Below are 15312 nucleotides of genomic sequence, written 5' to 3' on the forward strand. Positions count from 1 at the left end.
GCGGTACTAATTCGGTACTATAATTTGATTCAGTTTTTCAGCGACTTCATTATGAATGAGTTTTAATAGGAACACTGTAATATCAAGGCTTTTCGGAGCCTACACCCACAAAAAAATATTATTTGAGCTATCACATTACGCAGAAAGCCGTCCGGCATGAAAAAACGGGCGGCTTTTTTGCGTGGATAGCCGGGAGGGAGGCGAAATGAATATTATCCTCCTTGGGAGCCACCAGTTTCCCGCTTGAGAGCCACCTGGAAGTTTCCACCTTGAGAGCCACCCCGGACACAAGATATAGTAGTACTGCCTCTGTTGCTTCAAAATACAACAGAGGCAATAACATGTATAGCTTATTCAGACGATCATGATTCTATTTCGTCAACAAGCTTTTTCAGTTTCTTTGAATCATACAGCTTTCTCAGGTTTGTTTCATTTGTAGGGATTTCATAGGCATTATGGATAATCCTGTCCATGATGGAATCTGCCTGCGTTCCGCCGCCGAGCCTGCCATGCCATTCATCGACAGGATACTGTCCGACAAAGACGGTGGAATGATTCCCGCTGCGCTGTTCAAACAGCTCATAGAGGTTCTTGGCGTCTTTTTCGGAAATTTTGTAATTAAGCCACTCATCAAGGATAAGGATCTGATAGTTGCCGATCCTTTTCCTGTATTTTGTAAGCTCCCTGAGGTTGTCGTTCTGATTCTCAAAGTTACGCATCAGGTCAGGCATCCTGATATACAAAACCCTGTAAGTTTGTCTGCACGCTTCCACGCCAAGGGCGCATGCAAGGTAAGTCTTTCCAGCGCCGGTCGGTCCTGTGATGACAAGATTTGTTGCATTGGAAACAAATCCCATTGTGGCCAGATTCAGGATCGTGGACTTTTTTATCTGTCTGGAATCGTAATCCAATGATTCCAAGCTTGCGCTAGGATATTTAAAGTAAGCATTCCTGATCAGTCTGTTTATGAGCCTGTTCTCCCGTTCCTGTATCAGTGTTTCCAGAAGCAGTTCCAAACGCTTTTCGTAGCTTAGATCCACAAGTTTTATATCTTTTTCCTGCATTTCTATGATTCTTGCAAGGTCGCTTAATTCTAATACCGATAAACTCTTTTTTATTTCAATGTTCATTTGTCGTCTCTCCTTTTTTTGTAATAATCTGCGCCTCTGACAATTCCGAATTTCTGATTGTTTTCCTTGAACTCTGTGAGTTCTTTTGCACTGTTTATGCTCCTGGCATGGGAATATATAGTCTTATAATAAGGCATATGGTATTGCCTGAGCGCTTTATCACATGCTTTTTCAAGGACTTCCGGTGTATAGATATCCGCTATGGAAAGTATGGCTCTTGCTGTCTGCATGGGTTGTTCTTTCACTTTTGCCTCGTCAAACATCCTGCGGATTACCTCAAATGTTTTGGGGCCTGTTTCCCTTGCTTTGTCACAGAGATCTTCCACTGACAGATTTTTTTTGAGCGGCAAAGGAAGATGGGCTTGCTCTGTCCGCATACCGTTTGTCATATGTTTGGAAAGTATCGGATGCTTTGCTATCTCTGTTCTGTTATAATAGATAAATACAAGATGGCTGTTAAATTTGATATCCACCTTGTATCCGATATACCTGTATGGAACGGAATACTGACCTTTGTTCCACCATATATGAGAGTTGCTGCCGACTTTATGCCCATAAGACCATTCACAGACTTCATAGGGAATAAGCGGCAGGGCTCTCAAGTATGGTTTTTCTTCCGTTTCAAAGATGCTCCGGCGGCTTCCGGGGCGCTTCTGGAAAGGCTTGTCATTGAATTCTTTTACCGCTTTTCGGATTCCGGCATTTAATGCGGCTAATGATGGGAAGGTATCATTTCTGAGTTTTGCGATAACAGCCGTGGCAATCTTACCCACACTCCCTTCCACACTTGCTTTCTGCTTTGGCTTTTTGACGCCTGTTGGCATGATAGCTACGGAATAATACTCGCCAAGCGAAAGATACGCCTCATTTAGTATGATCTCACCTCTTTTAGGATGTGAGGTCACTCCGGTTTTTAAGTTATCACAGACAACTTTTACCGGTGTCCCGCCAAAAAACCGGAACATGTTTACATGACAGGAAAGCCATGCTTTTTCATCCATACTGGCTGCGGCTTCCACATAGCTTATCTGGCTGTAGGGCATAGTTGCAACAAACAGGTATGCTGTTATACGTTCCCCGGTATCCGGCTCCGTATAGCTCATTGCAGGGCCGGACCAGTCAACTTCAATCTCTAATCCGGGTTTGTGTTCTATGTGGCTCGTATAGTTTTTATCTGCCGTAAATTTCTTATAATTTTTAGCAAATGTTATATAAGAACATGCACGTGCCCCGTCTTTCTCACATCTGGCACAGTATTCTTCCCAAAGGAGCTTCTCTGTGACGCCTGTCTTCTTTAATTCCTTATGGACGTAAGAATAATCAACCGGTGCATATCTGGGCTTATATTTAAACTTATCCGGATAAAACAGTCCATAGAGTCTGTCGTCATCCCATTCAGAAATATCATCCCACGATCTGCCTGACTGTAAAAACAATGCCTGAACTTCGGCGACGGTGTTTCTGGATACACCTAAAACTTTTGATACCTCCCTTGCGCTTAGATTTTTTCCCAGAAGTTCGAGAATGCTTCTGACTTTTGTCTTCTTAAACATAAAAAGACCTCCTTATAGATTATTTGGTGATACTGCATTTGCAGTTCTCCAGAAATAACTATAAGGAGATCCATAATAAAATCAAATATACATGGCAGCACAATATGTTGTGGTGGCTCTGAAGGTGGAAAATATCCATTCCGGATGGCTCTCAAGCGGGAAACTGGTGGCTCCCAAGGAGGATAATATTCAACGAGGCGGAGCTTGCCACCTACCGGGCGGCCCGGGCCGCTATGAATGAATTGTTAGGCGGTGAAAAGCTCCCCAAAATGGACGCGCTGAAAAAACAGCGGCGGGAGCTGGCGGACAGGAAAAGGGCCCTCTATGCCGAGTATCGGCAGGCCCAGCGAGATATGCGGGAGGCCGTGGCGGTCAAGGCCAACATCGACCATCTGCTCGGCCTTACGGACGGGCGCACTGATAAGGAACAGACGCGATAGCGGCGGTGACGCAGCCAACCTCTTTGGGACATTTTGTCCCAAAGAGCCGGGTTTGGGGAGGCTCCCCAACAAGCATTTTTGCGGGCCTGCGGCCCAGCAAAAATTTCGGAGTGTGGCCACACCCGAATTGCTTGCCGTTAGTCGCTCCCCCTTAAAATGGCGCAAAAAACGGAGGCCGCGCTTTTCTTACGCTTCCTCCGTTCCCCGGGCTTTTCTGAGTCCCTCTGCGGTGCTTTCCATGACTATGAGCTCTTTTTCGTCCATTGAATTGAGCATGACATCGATCTGCTTGCGACAGGTGCTTTCGCCGTTCAGCTTATCCGGGAAAAAGAATTGATCCACGGAAATGTCCAGCAGGGTGACAAGCTGGTAAAACGTGTTCAGGCTGGGATGCTGTCCCCGGTTCTCAATATACATGATGGAGCGCGGGGTACGGTTTACAAGCTGGGACAAATAGTCCTGCGTCCAGCCCTTTTCTTCTCTTTTGCGCTTGATCTCCCTACCCAGGGCGTGGAAGTCAAGGCGCTTGTCATATTGGTACATTTTCATATCACCCTATATTATTCTACATTTCAGGTGAGAATATGAAAACGAAATACAATTTTATGTTTAGTAGTATTTTGTTTCGCTTTATGTGCTTGTTGATGTGTAAGAAAAAAATTTGGAAACCAGCATTGACAGCAGGGGCAGAGTGAGTTATACTGAACGTGTTCAGAACATGTTTCACACGGGAGGTGATTATTATTTTTTGAAGCAGTTACCAAATATCCTGTCATGCTGTCGGATAATTCTTTCGCTCTATCTGTTCACAGTTTACCAGACAAAGCCGTGGTTTTTGATCCTCTATACGGCGTGTGGCTTAACAGATATTGCGGATGGCTATATTGCCCGAAAATCTCATAATGTAACGGCATTGGGGGCAAGGTTGGACAGTTTAGCGGATTTAGTATTTTCAATGGCTATTCTTTACCTGACCTGCGTTCGAGTCCAGTCAGTATGGGGGCAAAATTTTATAATTGGTGCGATGCTTATTCTTGGCACACGAATTGTAAATGTGCTCATTACAAGGCTCAAGTTCAAGCAGTGGAACGTGATACACACCATCGCCAATAAAGCAACTGGGCTCATTTTGTTTTCGATATTGCCGGTTTACTATGTTTTAGGGTTTGTACCTGCCGTTGTGATTATTACATTTTTAATAGTGGCTTTACTGTCATCATTGGAGGAAACAGGTATCTTACTACTTGCGGAATACTATGATGTTAATCGGAAAAGTCTCTTTGTGCCATATTGACGGCAATTTTTTTATAAGCTATACTGAACGTGTTCTGAACAAAAAGTAAACCGGCAAAAAGAATGTGGAGGTATAGGAATGGCAAAGAAAGATCAGGATGCAAGGGAGCGCATTATCAAAGCGGCAACAGAAATATTAAACGAGGTTTCCGATATAGATACCATTACCGTCCGGCAAATTGCAGAGCGGGCGGGTGTCGGAACCGGGTCTATAAACTACCATTTTAACTCGAAGGACAATTTATTGAGTCTGGCCGTTGGTGATGTCTTGGCGAAAATGGCAACGGGTTTCCTAACGGAAAATAATGGCTCAAGCGAGGAGCCCGTACAAAAATTAAAGGCTATGTTGAAAGAGCTTAGTAGTGTCGCGGTGGCAAATAAAAAGCTCATTCAATTCATGTTGACGCAAGGAGTCTTAAATGGCGATATGCACGCCCCCCTCTATTTGATCCCTGTACTAAAAGAAATTTTTGGGGCCGAAAAAGAAGAAATTGAATTGCGGGTAATAGCCTTGCAAATTCTGCATCCCTTGCAGGTGGCCGGTATTGCTCCGGCGGAGTTTCGTATGTACAGTGGAATTGATTTGTACGATACGCAATCAAGAAACAAGTTTATTGATATGCTGATAGATAATATCATCGGCACACAAAGGAGAAAACCAAATGAAAATAGCAACGATAATTAGCTCTGTCGTTTCAATCTTGCTCCTGCTGTCCGCTATGATCTGTGGCCTTTGGCTTAAATCAGGACAACCGGGCTCTATTAACTTCCACATGAACTGTGGAATTGCGGGAATTGTCTTTAGCGTTATTACGTTGATCCTGTTGGCGATTACCCTGCGCCGCACAAAGAAAGGAAATTAAGCGATGGGAACATTGATTTTATACGCTACAAAATCGGGTGCAACCAGCGAATGTGCGGATTTACTGGCTCAAAAAATTAAGTGTGTAGCTGATGACCTCGGGAAAACTGTTCCCGATATTAGCTCTTTTGAAACAGTGATTATCGGTTCTGGAATACGCATGGGGAAAATCTATAAGCCTGTTGCAAATTTTCTCCATCAGCATTTAGATGAACTGCTTTCAAAGCGAGTTGCACTTTACTTCTGCAACGCCTATCCTGACACATTTCAAAAGGCTATTGAAAAGAACATACCCGCCGAGCTTATTCAATCTGCGGTTTGCGTTACATCTTTTGGCGGTAAGCCTCCCTTTACCAATCCTGCTAATATGGGCTGGTTAAACACACAGGCGCTGAACGATTTTTATACGGCACTGGGTAATGACGCCTAAGAAAACAATACCACCGAATAACGGTAAATAAAAAAAACCGTTGTTTCGGCGGCTGGACACCTGTGCGCCCAAACAAAATACAGTAGCCTAACGGCGGTTTTGAAATAGCAAATTTCAAGCCGCCGTTTTCTTTTTGAAAAATAGAAAATCGGAGGGTGTATTAAAGTCGCCCATTTTTAAGGACACGGCGGTATCCGGGAGGTATTGTCGTGTCCTTTTTTATCTGCACTCAACTTAATTCGTTAAAAAAAGTTTAGCCCCTCCACCGGGTTACTCCGGCCAACAACGCGAAATTTGCAAGTACATAAAGAACTACGTCATTTCATGCGCCCGCACAGTACAACGCTGTGCGGGCGTTGTCGTTTCTTGTCGGCTCCACTTCGGGACAAACAGTCCCAAGGTGCGGGGCGGCTCCCCCGGGTGTCGCTCCCCGCCGCCCTCCATATCGTTTCCCGGCAACCCATCCACAAAAAACGATATGGAGGTACATATGTTTGCTGGGGTAAAGATGCCCGTAAGTGCTGTTTACCATTTGCACAGTATCGCCAATGCGTTCCGCTATCAGATGAGGGGAGAATCCCATATTGATTAACAGCGATACATGGGAGTGCCGCATATCGTGGATGCGTATAAAGGGGATTTCAGCCTTTTCCGCTCCTCGTTTCATGTTTCTCTTATCAGGCTTTTGGTAAAGGTGAATACTCTGTCAGATGGCTTTATGCCGTATATTTTATGGGTATAGTCCTCTATTTCCTGCATGATGGCTTCCGGCATGGTAATGGTGCGTATGCCGTTGTCTGTTTTGGGTGGCGTCACAATATCACCACCTGCCTTGTGTTGTAGAGATTTGGTAATATGTATGGTATTTTCCTTAAAGTCAAGGTCGGCCAGTGTAAGGGCAAGGAGTTCACCGAAACGCATACCGGAATAGAAAAGAAGCTGCAAGGCCGTGTGTGCGCTGATATCCGTTATATACTGGATAAACTGGTTGTACTGTTCAATCGTCCAAAAGTTCATTGACCGGGTGCGTTTGCCCATGTGTCCGGCTCTGTCACATGGATTTGAGGGCAGATTGTAATATGTGACGGCATAGTTTAGGATGGTAGTCACCATATTTTGGATGCGGTCAAGGTATGCGTCTGAATATCCTTTGTCTATCTGTTCATTTTGCCATGCCCGGATGTCTGTTGGTTTGATGGCATTTACTGGCTTACCCTTAAAGTAAGGCAGTATGCGGTTCTTGAATACGTTCTTCTTACCGTCTATGCTGTTCTGCCTTAGCCTATGGCTCATATCCTCGATATAGAGGTCATAGAGAGATTGGAATGTCATATCAGGAGTGCCCTGCAGGCGTTCAAGAAATGCCCTTTCCCACTCTTTAGCTTCCCTTTGCAGCTTAAAACCGCGCTTCTTTTTCTGCTTCTTTGTCCCTGTGCAATCGGTGTAATAGAATTTACAGAACCATATTTTGGTTGATTCGTCATAATATGCCGGCATAAAAAATCAGTCCTTTCTTGAAAAATAGGTGCATTTAACAAAGGACTGTGATATACTGAATTTGGTTGAGAGATATATCATAATCCTTATGGTATCTATCTGAAATGCTCTGGTATTGGCGTACCGGGGCATTTTCAAATTATGGTTGAAAAAACTGTATATGTGGCATATAATATGTTTAACAGGACAGCCGGAAGATAGATTGAGCCTATCCGTCCCGGCGAATTAGAACGCTAAGTAAGCCGCCTATTCTTTACCAGAGAGCAGGGCGGCTTACTTATTTTTCAGATTCAGAATTGCAACAATCAAAAGTCCGATTGTCAGTAAAACCATAAATTCCTCATATGTACTCATAAGCACCACTCCTTTCCGCAGAACTCGGAACGGAATGGCCGCACGCCCTCCCGGCTGCCCGGTTAAGCATATTATATTGTCATGGTGCAGTAGTTCCCTGATTAGAAATCGGAGTAAACAGGTTGCATTTGAAATGTAAACGCAAGACTGTATTGACCTATACGGGATCAAATTTGACCCGGAGGGGATCCGATCAGAACCCACCCGGCAATTATGGGGTTGGGCATCCCTTGATTTGCAGTATGCCCTGTGGCTCTCCTGGCCGCCCATATACGGGCGAAATGGCTGTTTGTGGTATTCGCATCAATGAATGTATAAAATGCCTGTTTGGGGCGAATAGAGCTGAAAATTAAGCTGTATTGTTTTTCGCCATTGTGGCGAATACTGCCAACGGCAATCATTTGTCTGTGGTTAGACCCATTTGGGCTTTACTGGGTATCTCTATTTTGGAGACGCCCCGGTTTAGGGCACCCTGCCCCATAATTACCGGCACCCCTGCGCCGAATTTGATGCACCCCTGCCGCTGATTTGACGCGCCAGTTTTGGATTGTCCATTTTTCGGACAGAACCGAAGCCAAAAGTGGCTTGGCTAGTCTTGGGGTGGTTCGTCTGTTTTGGTGTATCGGGGGATTTCGGTTAGTTCATCCACCCTCTTTACAGCTTCTCTTTTACCATCATCATCGAGTAATACTATAAACACTGACAAAATAAGGATACCCCTTTGAGAGATCAGAGGGGTATTTTTTGCGTTGTGATAACAATTTGATAACAAAAATTTTTGAGAAAATTTTCCGACCATACAAGAGACGGGAAAGATATGTCTTGTAAAGACTGTGGTTTGCTCTTATAATGGCTGTGTTGTCACACCCTAGACTGGCAACAGGAAGGGGGGGGTGTCAGCTTGGCTAATATATTTATATCTTTCTTGGTTTCCGTTGTGGCAAGCGTAGTCGGCTACTATGTTTGCAAATGGCTGGACGGAAACGACAGTGGCAACTAGCCTAAAAGAAAACCCCGGAGTGGCTGCTCCGGGGTTTTCGCTTTGTGTCAGCTTGACACTTATATCCTTCTTAGCTGTCGCTATTATAACATATGCGCGAAGCTATTTCAAGTATCTCCGGATTTTCTGCGTTTATGCTTCAGTTTCCGGTATTTTTCCAGGTCTTTGTCAAAGGGATTGTCAAATTGCTTGCAGGCAGGCGTTTTTGCAAGCAGGGCAGTTTATCGTCGGCAAAACTTCTGCTTGTCTCTATGGTTTCTGAAATTTATTACAGTTTTTGTCTGTCATGTTGTAACTTCATACTTTTCTGATCGGCAGCCAAACTTCATATTGTATATTATTTGGGTCGGGATTAAGATAGACCTCAATATCCGGTGCGTTATCAAATTCAAATCCGGACGTTGGAAGCCATTCTGTTATAATGCGTTGTTCTAATTCCTGAATTGAGATACCGGTACCAGCTCCGCTAAAAACAGCCCATGTGCAGGCAGGGACAATATATTCGTCTAAGGAACGATCGATGTCAATGGATGAGGAATCAGCGATATAATATCGCCATTCCTCGTTATCATTGCAAACACTTACTCCTAAGACGCCCCAGGCTCATTATTCATAAGCAGTGTAATTTTTTCAAATGTTCCTTTGTCCACTGAGGGTATCGATGCTTTTCGCCACATTTGTGGTACGGCTGTGAAATTTTTTTTATCTCCTTATCCAGTGGATGAGATAACCCCACAATGCGAAAGGCCGCCTTTTTCTCAATTCGATAACTCAGCTCCTCGACTCCCTTTACGGTTATTTTGAGGCTGACAGGGGGATAAGACTTCATGGGCGTTCCACCTTTTTGTGCTATTGACGGTGCTATGCCATGCACACTTTGAAATGCCCTGTTAAATGCAGTCGGAGAGGCATAACCATATTTCATACTAATATCAATGATTTTTTCTTTCCCACTCTGCAAAACAAGAGCGGCTGAAGACATCCGTCTGCGACGGATATATTCTGAAAGTGGAATGTCTGCCATATATGCAAACATTCTTTGAGAGTGGTAGGTGGAGCAACATGCTGTGTGTGCAAGCTCATCATAGCTGATTTCTTCTGTAAGATGCCCCTAAATATAAGAAATTGCTTTATTTAGTTTTTCTATCCATTCCATTTCTTTCCCTCCTGTTCAATGATAATTATACTTTTATGAGCTGCTACTGCCTCTCTTTTCATACACAAAAAAGAGAGCATCAGAAGTTTATGTTCGCTTTTTTGGCCTGACTGCATAAATCACAAACTTTTCATATGTATAATTTACCTTCTTTGATAAAGTGTGTACCACATTGCTGAAATTCAAAATGTGCATTATGAGCAATACATTGTTGCCGTATTTTCAATATCCAGTCATAGTTAAGTGGTCTTGCATTTTTATCTGTCTCCCCGCCGAAAACAATTAATTCTATATCATGTAAATATGCGGAGAGGTTGATATTTTCAATCAACGGTTGACATATGATATTCTTGTCAATCCAAAAATCTTTCAAACCGCTTCGTCAGAAAAAGAAAATGTAAGTCGGAGCGCTCCCGCATTATTTTCCAATATTCCGCCCGTCGCTGATCAGCGTCCTCTATTTATTTCTGGTTGCTATCTTTTACAGCCGGTAAGAAATGATCCGGTTGGCTGATTTAGCTGTATCATGATGGAGCAAATGGTATATCGTCAGCCAGGGGTGATGAGGTAAGGGCATGTGAAAAGTTTGTCCTGGTATTGCTGATGACAACACAGAATAACAGGCATAGAGCAGCCTGGAGTGTTGAAATATTCAAACGGTTGAGAAAGGGAGACTGCAGGGAAATGGGTGATACTTTCTGTAATTCTCAGAGAGCGTGACAGTATATATGACGCAAAAATGCACATAGAATGAGATCAAATATTGTTAAGGTTTTCACGCTTAACCTTTGCTATTTATTAGCGTTCATTTTATGATTATTATAGCAGTTATGACATGGTTGGGAGGGGAATCAGATGACGGAAAAAAGGAAGTTGGTAACTCCGGACGATATTGAAACTGCCTTGAAGGAGATTGGAGTCCGGAAAGGGCAGGCGATTATAGTGCACACATCGATGAGCAGTCTGGGGTATGTGTGTGGCGGCGCACAGTCAGTGATTGAAGCATTGGTTGAGTGTGTTGGCGAGGAAGGTACGATTATGATGCCGACACAGTCATGGAAGAATTTAGATCCGTCTGCAGGCGTCTACTGGCAGGAACCAGAGGAATGGTGGCCTGTGATACGGGAATACATTCCTGCTTATGACAAAAGGATTACACCGACAAATACAATGGGCGCCGTATCAGAAATGTTCCGGCAGTGGCCGGGGACGCTTAGAAGTGACCATCCGGCAAGGTCAGTAGCAGCGTGGGGACGTTATGCACAGTATCTGACAGAAAATCATGACCTGTGCGATATTTTTGGAGACGGATCACCGATTGGCAGGCTATACGAACTTGATGGAGATGTTTTACTGATTGGAGTAGGTTATGACAAGAACACTTCCCTCCATTTGGCTGATGTCAGGGCTGAATATCCGGGTAAACATATGACCAGGGAGAGCAGTGCCATACAGCTTGACGGTCAGCGGGTATGGAAATCCTATGAGACATTAGCTGTAGATGGAGAAGATTTTTCAGTAATTGGAGAGGCCTTCGAGCAGACCGGAAAGGTGCGTCATGTATTTCTGGGAAATGGGATTCTTTCCATGATGAGCCAAAGAGCGCTGGTGGATTTTGCTGTGGAATGGATAAGGGAAAACCGAAAATGATGGAAAACATATTTACAGCCCGGAATAAGAGCTATACAATGGAAGCTGGAATAAAAACGTAACGGATGGAAATCCGGCGCCGGAGGCGGGGCCTCATATGCCGGAGAATTGGGAGAAATACCTATGAGCGAACCAAAGAGGACAGGATTGTCACAATTATTGCGGGAGAGTCAGGGCAGTCAGTTTGTGATTCCTGTTTACCAGAGAAACTATACGTGGAATACGGATAAGGAAGTAAAGCAGTATCTCCGTGATCTGGAGGGCGTGCTGAATGGCGACTATAAAAATCATTTTATGGGGATTATCATCTATCTGGAGAAGGCGCTCGATTTCAGCTCCAGAGAATTGTCAGTCATAGATGGACAGCAGCGGTTGACAACAACGTTTCTGATACTGTATGCCGTCAGGGAGCTACTTGTAGAGCAGAGTGCACAGGATCAGATCAGTCAGCTTGACGGACAGTATCTGACGAATCCGTATCACGGGGATAAAATCAAATATAAACTAAAGCCGCTTGTCTCTGATGATGATGCCTACCGATGTATCGTAGAAGGCAGGATGGAGGATATTCCCGGACAGAACTCAAACATATTGAAAAATTATAATTATATTCGCAGTTATATGAAAGAATGGGTCTTTCGTGGGTATTGTGCCAATGACATATTGATGGCGCTGGACAAACTGTATCTGGTCTGTGTGCCGATCACGGAGGAAGACAACGCGCAGAAGATTTTTGAAAGCATCAATGCGACAGGGGTGAAACTGACGGCAGCGGATCTGATCCGCAATTACCTGCTGATGGATCTGCAAAGTGAAATTCAGGAAGATTATTATATCAGATATTGGAAGAAACTCGAAGATTTTGTCTCTGCCGATTCGAAAACGCTGGAGATGTTTTTCCGAATGTTTCTTGCGATTAAAACTTATGTTCTGATTCCTAAAAATACTGTTTATCGTGGATTTATCGAGTGGGTGGCTCAGCAGAAAATAGGGGTTAAAGACCTGTTTGAGCAGTTGCTTGAATATGCCAGAATATTTCGCCTGCTTATGTATGCGGAAACAAATACGCTGGACAGAGAGCTGAAAACGGCTGTCACAGACTTCCGAAAGATTCGCTCGGATGTGCCGATGGCGGTCATTATGGAGTTTTATCGGCTTCACAGACAGGGAGACATTGATGCGGCTACGCTTGCGTCGGTAATCTCGGCGGTCAACACCTATATGCTCCGGAGAAGTATCTGTGATCTGAATTCGCAGAATATTTCCAAACTGTTTCCGGTCGTTTTGAAAAAAGTATTGGAAAAGTGTGACGGCGATTACCGCGCACTTCTGAAGGAATTGAATCAGGAGATGGTCGGAAATAACGTCAATACGAGCGGCAGCTATATGCCGACGGATAAACAGATGATGGAGATGCTTATGAGCGCTAATGTTTATAAGCGGCCCGCACTTCGTACTTTGTTAGAGCGGCTGGAGCTGGATCACAACCCTGCGCCGGTAGATTTGTCTGCGCTGAGTGTGGAACATCTGATGCCCCAGACGCCTACGGAAGAATGGCTGGAGGAACTGGACACGGACAGGGAGACATACTTTGACAATCTCCATCGGCTTGGCAATCTGACTTTGGCAGCCAGATCTGACAACAGTAAAATGGGCAATCTCAAATGGAGCTATAAAAATGAAATATTGAAGGGCACAGGGCATCTGACGTTGAATGCGGCGCTTCTGTCGGTCGCAAAATGGGATCTTGGAGAAATCGAAAAGAGAACGGTATCCCTGATTGAAAAAATCTGCGAGGTCTATCCTTATCCGGATATTGTGATCGCCGCGGGCGAGGAAACAGGCGTAGTAGATGAAAAGACGGCTCTTGGCTCCTGCCTGAAATTTGCGGTAAAAGAACCGGCGGTACAGTGTGTGAAAAGGAACCGCGTTTATAAGACAGAAGACAATCGCAGTGGTTATATAATGATCACATCCAAAATGTATCCGCAGGGAGACCGGGAGAAGTACTGGCTGGGGTACAGGGACAGACGGTTCGAAGACATCGCGGCATGTGCGGAACAATATGTGATACTTGGATGCAGGAATAAGACGACGACGGTTGTGAGATTTCCCCGAACGTTTCTTGCCTCTCACCTGGCGCATTTTAACACTTCGCTGTATGACGACGGGGAGATTTCACATTATCATATCGTGTTGCTGAAAGATGCGGATGGCAGGATGACGATGCTTCTCTCAAAACCGGAGCTGAAAGAGGTTGACATCTCAGAATACGTTGTGGGAGAAGAATAAAAATTTATTTTTAATTTATGAAAGGATTTTCTCTTACCGGGCGTGTTATTGATAGAATGCAAAATCAATCGCAAAAACGGAGGTAAGAATATGAAAAAAATAATGACAAAAGCAGTGGCGACGATGGCAGTTGTGCTGACGATGGCAGGCTGCATGTCCAATGTGGCATTTGCAAGGCATGGGCATCATTCCGGCGCGTACACATCAGGGGCGGCTGTGCAGAATGCTTCCTGCTATGAGAGTGGTTATTGTCTGGAAAATGGATACTGTGATGTCGATGGGGTATGCCAGAACGGAGGCATCTGCGACGGAACGGGCTACCATTACAGGGAAGGCCACACAGGTTATCACCATTAAAGGACAGGAAGGGCTCCGCTGATGATAGCGGAGCCTTTTTGGATTTCCGGGAAGAAAGGAGGAAAACCTTGAAGAGCGCAGAGGATATAAACCGTGTGATGGAGACTTATGCGGATATGGTGCGAAGGATATGCCTTGTACACTTGAAAAGCAGACATGATACGGAGGACGTATTTCAAAATGTATATCTGAAATACCTGTTGTATGAAGGTTCCTTTGAGAGCAGTGAGCATGAGAAAGCATGGTTTGCACGGGTAACGATCAATGCCTGTACCGATTGGCTGCGGTATCTCTCGCGCAGGAAATGGGTGCCTCTTGAAGTATTGACGGAAGAAAAGGGGACGCTGGATGATACCTCCATGGAAACGCTGGAGGTTGTCCTCCAGCTTCCTGAAAAATATCGCAATGTGATCTATCTTTATTATTATGAGGGATATTCGGCAGTGGAGATTGCCGGGATATTGGGAAGAAAAGAGAATACCATCTATACCTGGCTTTCCAGAGCGAAAGAAATACTGCGCGAGAAATTAGGAGGTGAATGGTCATGAACAGACTCCGGGACAGTATGAAAGACATTCGGGCATCGGAAGAACTGAAACAAAGCACGCTGCTGTATCTGAACGGACAGAGAAACAGAGAGAACAAAAAGCGAATTTTCAGAAAACAGTATGTTGTCATGCGGTATGCAGTGGCAGTCATGTGTTTCTTTCTTCTGGCGGGAGCGGGAGGCTATTCCATGTATGGCAGAGCGATCTCTTACATCAGCATTGATGTGAATCCCTCGATCGAACTGGGCATCAACCGTTTGGGCAGAGTCGTATCTGTAAAGGGATATAATGAGGATGGACAGGATATTTTACAGCATGTTTCCCTGAAATACATTTCTTATATGCAGGCAATCGACCGGCTTTTGGAAGACGAAAGTTATGGAGCCTATCTGACAGAAGACAGCCAGCTGGTCTTTACGGTGATTTCCGACCGCTCTGACGAGATCATGGAGGCGATCAACGCCGATCGTCATGTTGAGGGTTATCGTGTCTTGACATACAGCAGCGATTTGAGCTGTATGGAACAGGCGCATGCGCATGAAATGTCTTTTGGTAAATACAGGGCATATCAGGAGCTTGCGGCGTATGACGCAGAAGTAACTGTGGAGGACTGCCATGGCATGACAATGGGGGAGATCCAGGAGCGGATCGAAACATGCAGGCGGCACGGGGCGACAGATAAGGCGGAAGAACATACGGGCGGCGGACGCAGCCGCGGATCGCATGGCAGACATCATGGAGGGGAATAAA

General features: G+C 44.7%; 14 protein-coding genes and 3 pseudogenes. 10 read left to right on the forward strand and 7 right to left on the reverse strand.

Annotated features, from left to right (window positions below; all coding sequences use genetic code 11):
* Positions 1-362: 362 nt before the first annotated feature.
* Both V1224_02610 and istA read right to left on the reverse strand, forming a co-directional pair.
* On the reverse strand, positions 363-1130 hold the full coding sequence (locus V1224_02610; GenBank protein WWR16368.1) for an ATP-binding protein: 768 nt from the start codon (positions 1128-1130) through the stop codon (positions 363-365).
* Entirely contained in the window at positions 1127-2683 is a 1557-nt protein-coding gene (gene istA, locus V1224_02615; protein ID WWR16369.1) for an IS21 family transposase, read from the reverse strand. Before istA ends, V1224_02610 begins: the two co-directional genes overlap by 4 nt.
* A 191-nt stretch (positions 2684-2874) precedes the next feature.
* Here istA and V1224_02620 point away from each other — a divergent pair.
* A pseudogene (locus V1224_02620) lies at positions 2875-3123 on the forward strand (hypothetical protein).
* A gap of 186 nt (positions 3124-3309) precedes the next feature.
* Here V1224_02620 and V1224_02625 read toward each other — a convergent pair.
* Positions 3310-3666, reverse strand: a complete 357-nt coding sequence (locus tag V1224_02625; protein WWR16370.1) for a helix-turn-helix transcriptional regulator — start codon at positions 3664-3666, stop codon at positions 3310-3312.
* A 205-nt stretch (positions 3667-3871) separates the two neighbouring features.
* Here V1224_02625 and V1224_02630 point away from each other — a divergent pair, with 205 nt between their 5' ends.
* The 4 genes from V1224_02630 (at position 3872) to V1224_02645 (ending at position 5708) form a co-directional block, all read left to right on the forward strand.
* On the forward strand, positions 3872-4417 hold the full coding sequence (locus tag V1224_02630) for a CDP-alcohol phosphatidyltransferase family protein (protein WWR16371.1): 546 nt from the start codon (positions 3872-3874) through the stop codon (positions 4415-4417).
* A 78-nt stretch (positions 4418-4495) separates the two neighbouring features.
* Positions 4496-5101, forward strand: a complete 606-nt coding sequence (locus V1224_02635; GenBank protein WWR16372.1) for a TetR/AcrR family transcriptional regulator — start codon at positions 4496-4498, stop codon at positions 5099-5101.
* Positions 5079-5279: a hypothetical protein gene (locus V1224_02640; protein ID WWR16373.1), complete on the forward strand. Its 201-nt coding sequence runs from the start codon at positions 5079-5081 to the stop codon at positions 5277-5279. The genes V1224_02635 and V1224_02640 overlap by 23 nt, the downstream gene beginning before the upstream one ends.
* A 3-nt stretch (positions 5280-5282) precedes the next feature.
* The gene (locus tag V1224_02645; protein ID WWR16374.1) at positions 5283-5708 is read left to right on the forward strand and encodes a flavodoxin domain-containing protein; all 426 of its coding nucleotides are present in this window, start codon (positions 5283-5285) and stop codon (positions 5706-5708) included.
* A 312-nt stretch (positions 5709-6020) separates the two neighbouring features.
* On the opposite strand, the gene V1224_02650 is transcribed toward V1224_02645, so the two are convergent.
* From V1224_02650 to V1224_02665, 4 genes and pseudogenes are all read right to left on the reverse strand, one after another.
* On the reverse strand, positions 6021-6176 hold the full coding sequence (locus tag V1224_02650) for a hypothetical protein (GenBank protein ID WWR16375.1): 156 nt from the start codon (positions 6174-6176) through the stop codon (positions 6021-6023).
* Between the two features lie 195 nt (positions 6177-6371).
* Positions 6372-7205 carry an Arm DNA-binding domain-containing protein gene (locus V1224_02655; GenBank protein ID WWR16376.1) on the reverse strand — a complete coding sequence of 278 codons (834 nt, stop codon included), beginning with the start codon at positions 7203-7205 and terminating at the stop codon, positions 6372-6374.
* A gap of 1651 nt (positions 7206-8856) precedes the next feature.
* Positions 8857-9715: pseudogene (locus V1224_02660) on the reverse strand (AraC family transcriptional regulator).
* Between the two features lie 130 nt (positions 9716-9845).
* Positions 9846-10176: pseudogene (locus V1224_02665) on the reverse strand (DUF5131 family protein).
* Positions 10177-10570: 394 nt separating this feature from the next.
* On the opposite strand from V1224_02665, the gene V1224_02670 reads away from it, so the two are divergent.
* The 5 genes from V1224_02670 to V1224_02690 all read left to right on the forward strand — a co-directional run bounded on the left by V1224_02670 (position 10571) and on the right by V1224_02690 (position 15311).
* On the forward strand, positions 10571-11365 hold the full coding sequence (locus V1224_02670; protein WWR16377.1) for an AAC(3) family N-acetyltransferase: 795 nt from the start codon (positions 10571-10573) through the stop codon (positions 11363-11365).
* Positions 11366-11488: 123 nt separating this feature from the next.
* Positions 11489-13657, forward strand: coding sequence for a DUF262 domain-containing protein (locus tag V1224_02675; GenBank protein ID WWR16378.1), 2169 nt, complete (start codon positions 11489-11491; stop codon positions 13655-13657).
* Positions 13658-13747: 90 nt separating this feature from the next.
* Positions 13748-14014, forward strand: coding sequence for a hypothetical protein (locus V1224_02680; protein ID WWR16379.1), 267 nt, complete (start codon positions 13748-13750; stop codon positions 14012-14014).
* 68 nt (positions 14015-14082) lie between these two features.
* The gene (locus V1224_02685) at positions 14083-14562 is read left to right on the forward strand and encodes a sigma-70 family RNA polymerase sigma factor (GenBank protein WWR16380.1); all 480 of its coding nucleotides are present in this window, start codon (positions 14083-14085) and stop codon (positions 14560-14562) included.
* Entirely contained in the window at positions 14559-15311 is a 753-nt protein-coding gene (locus tag V1224_02690; protein WWR16381.1) for a hypothetical protein, read from the forward strand. The genes V1224_02685 and V1224_02690 overlap by 4 nt, the downstream gene beginning before the upstream one ends.
* Position 15312 lies beyond the last annotated feature (1 nt).

It is taken from the genome of Lachnospiraceae bacterium JLR.KK008 (assembly GCA_037015955.1).
Lineage (GTDB): Bacteria > Bacillota > Clostridia > Lachnospirales > Lachnospiraceae > VSOB01.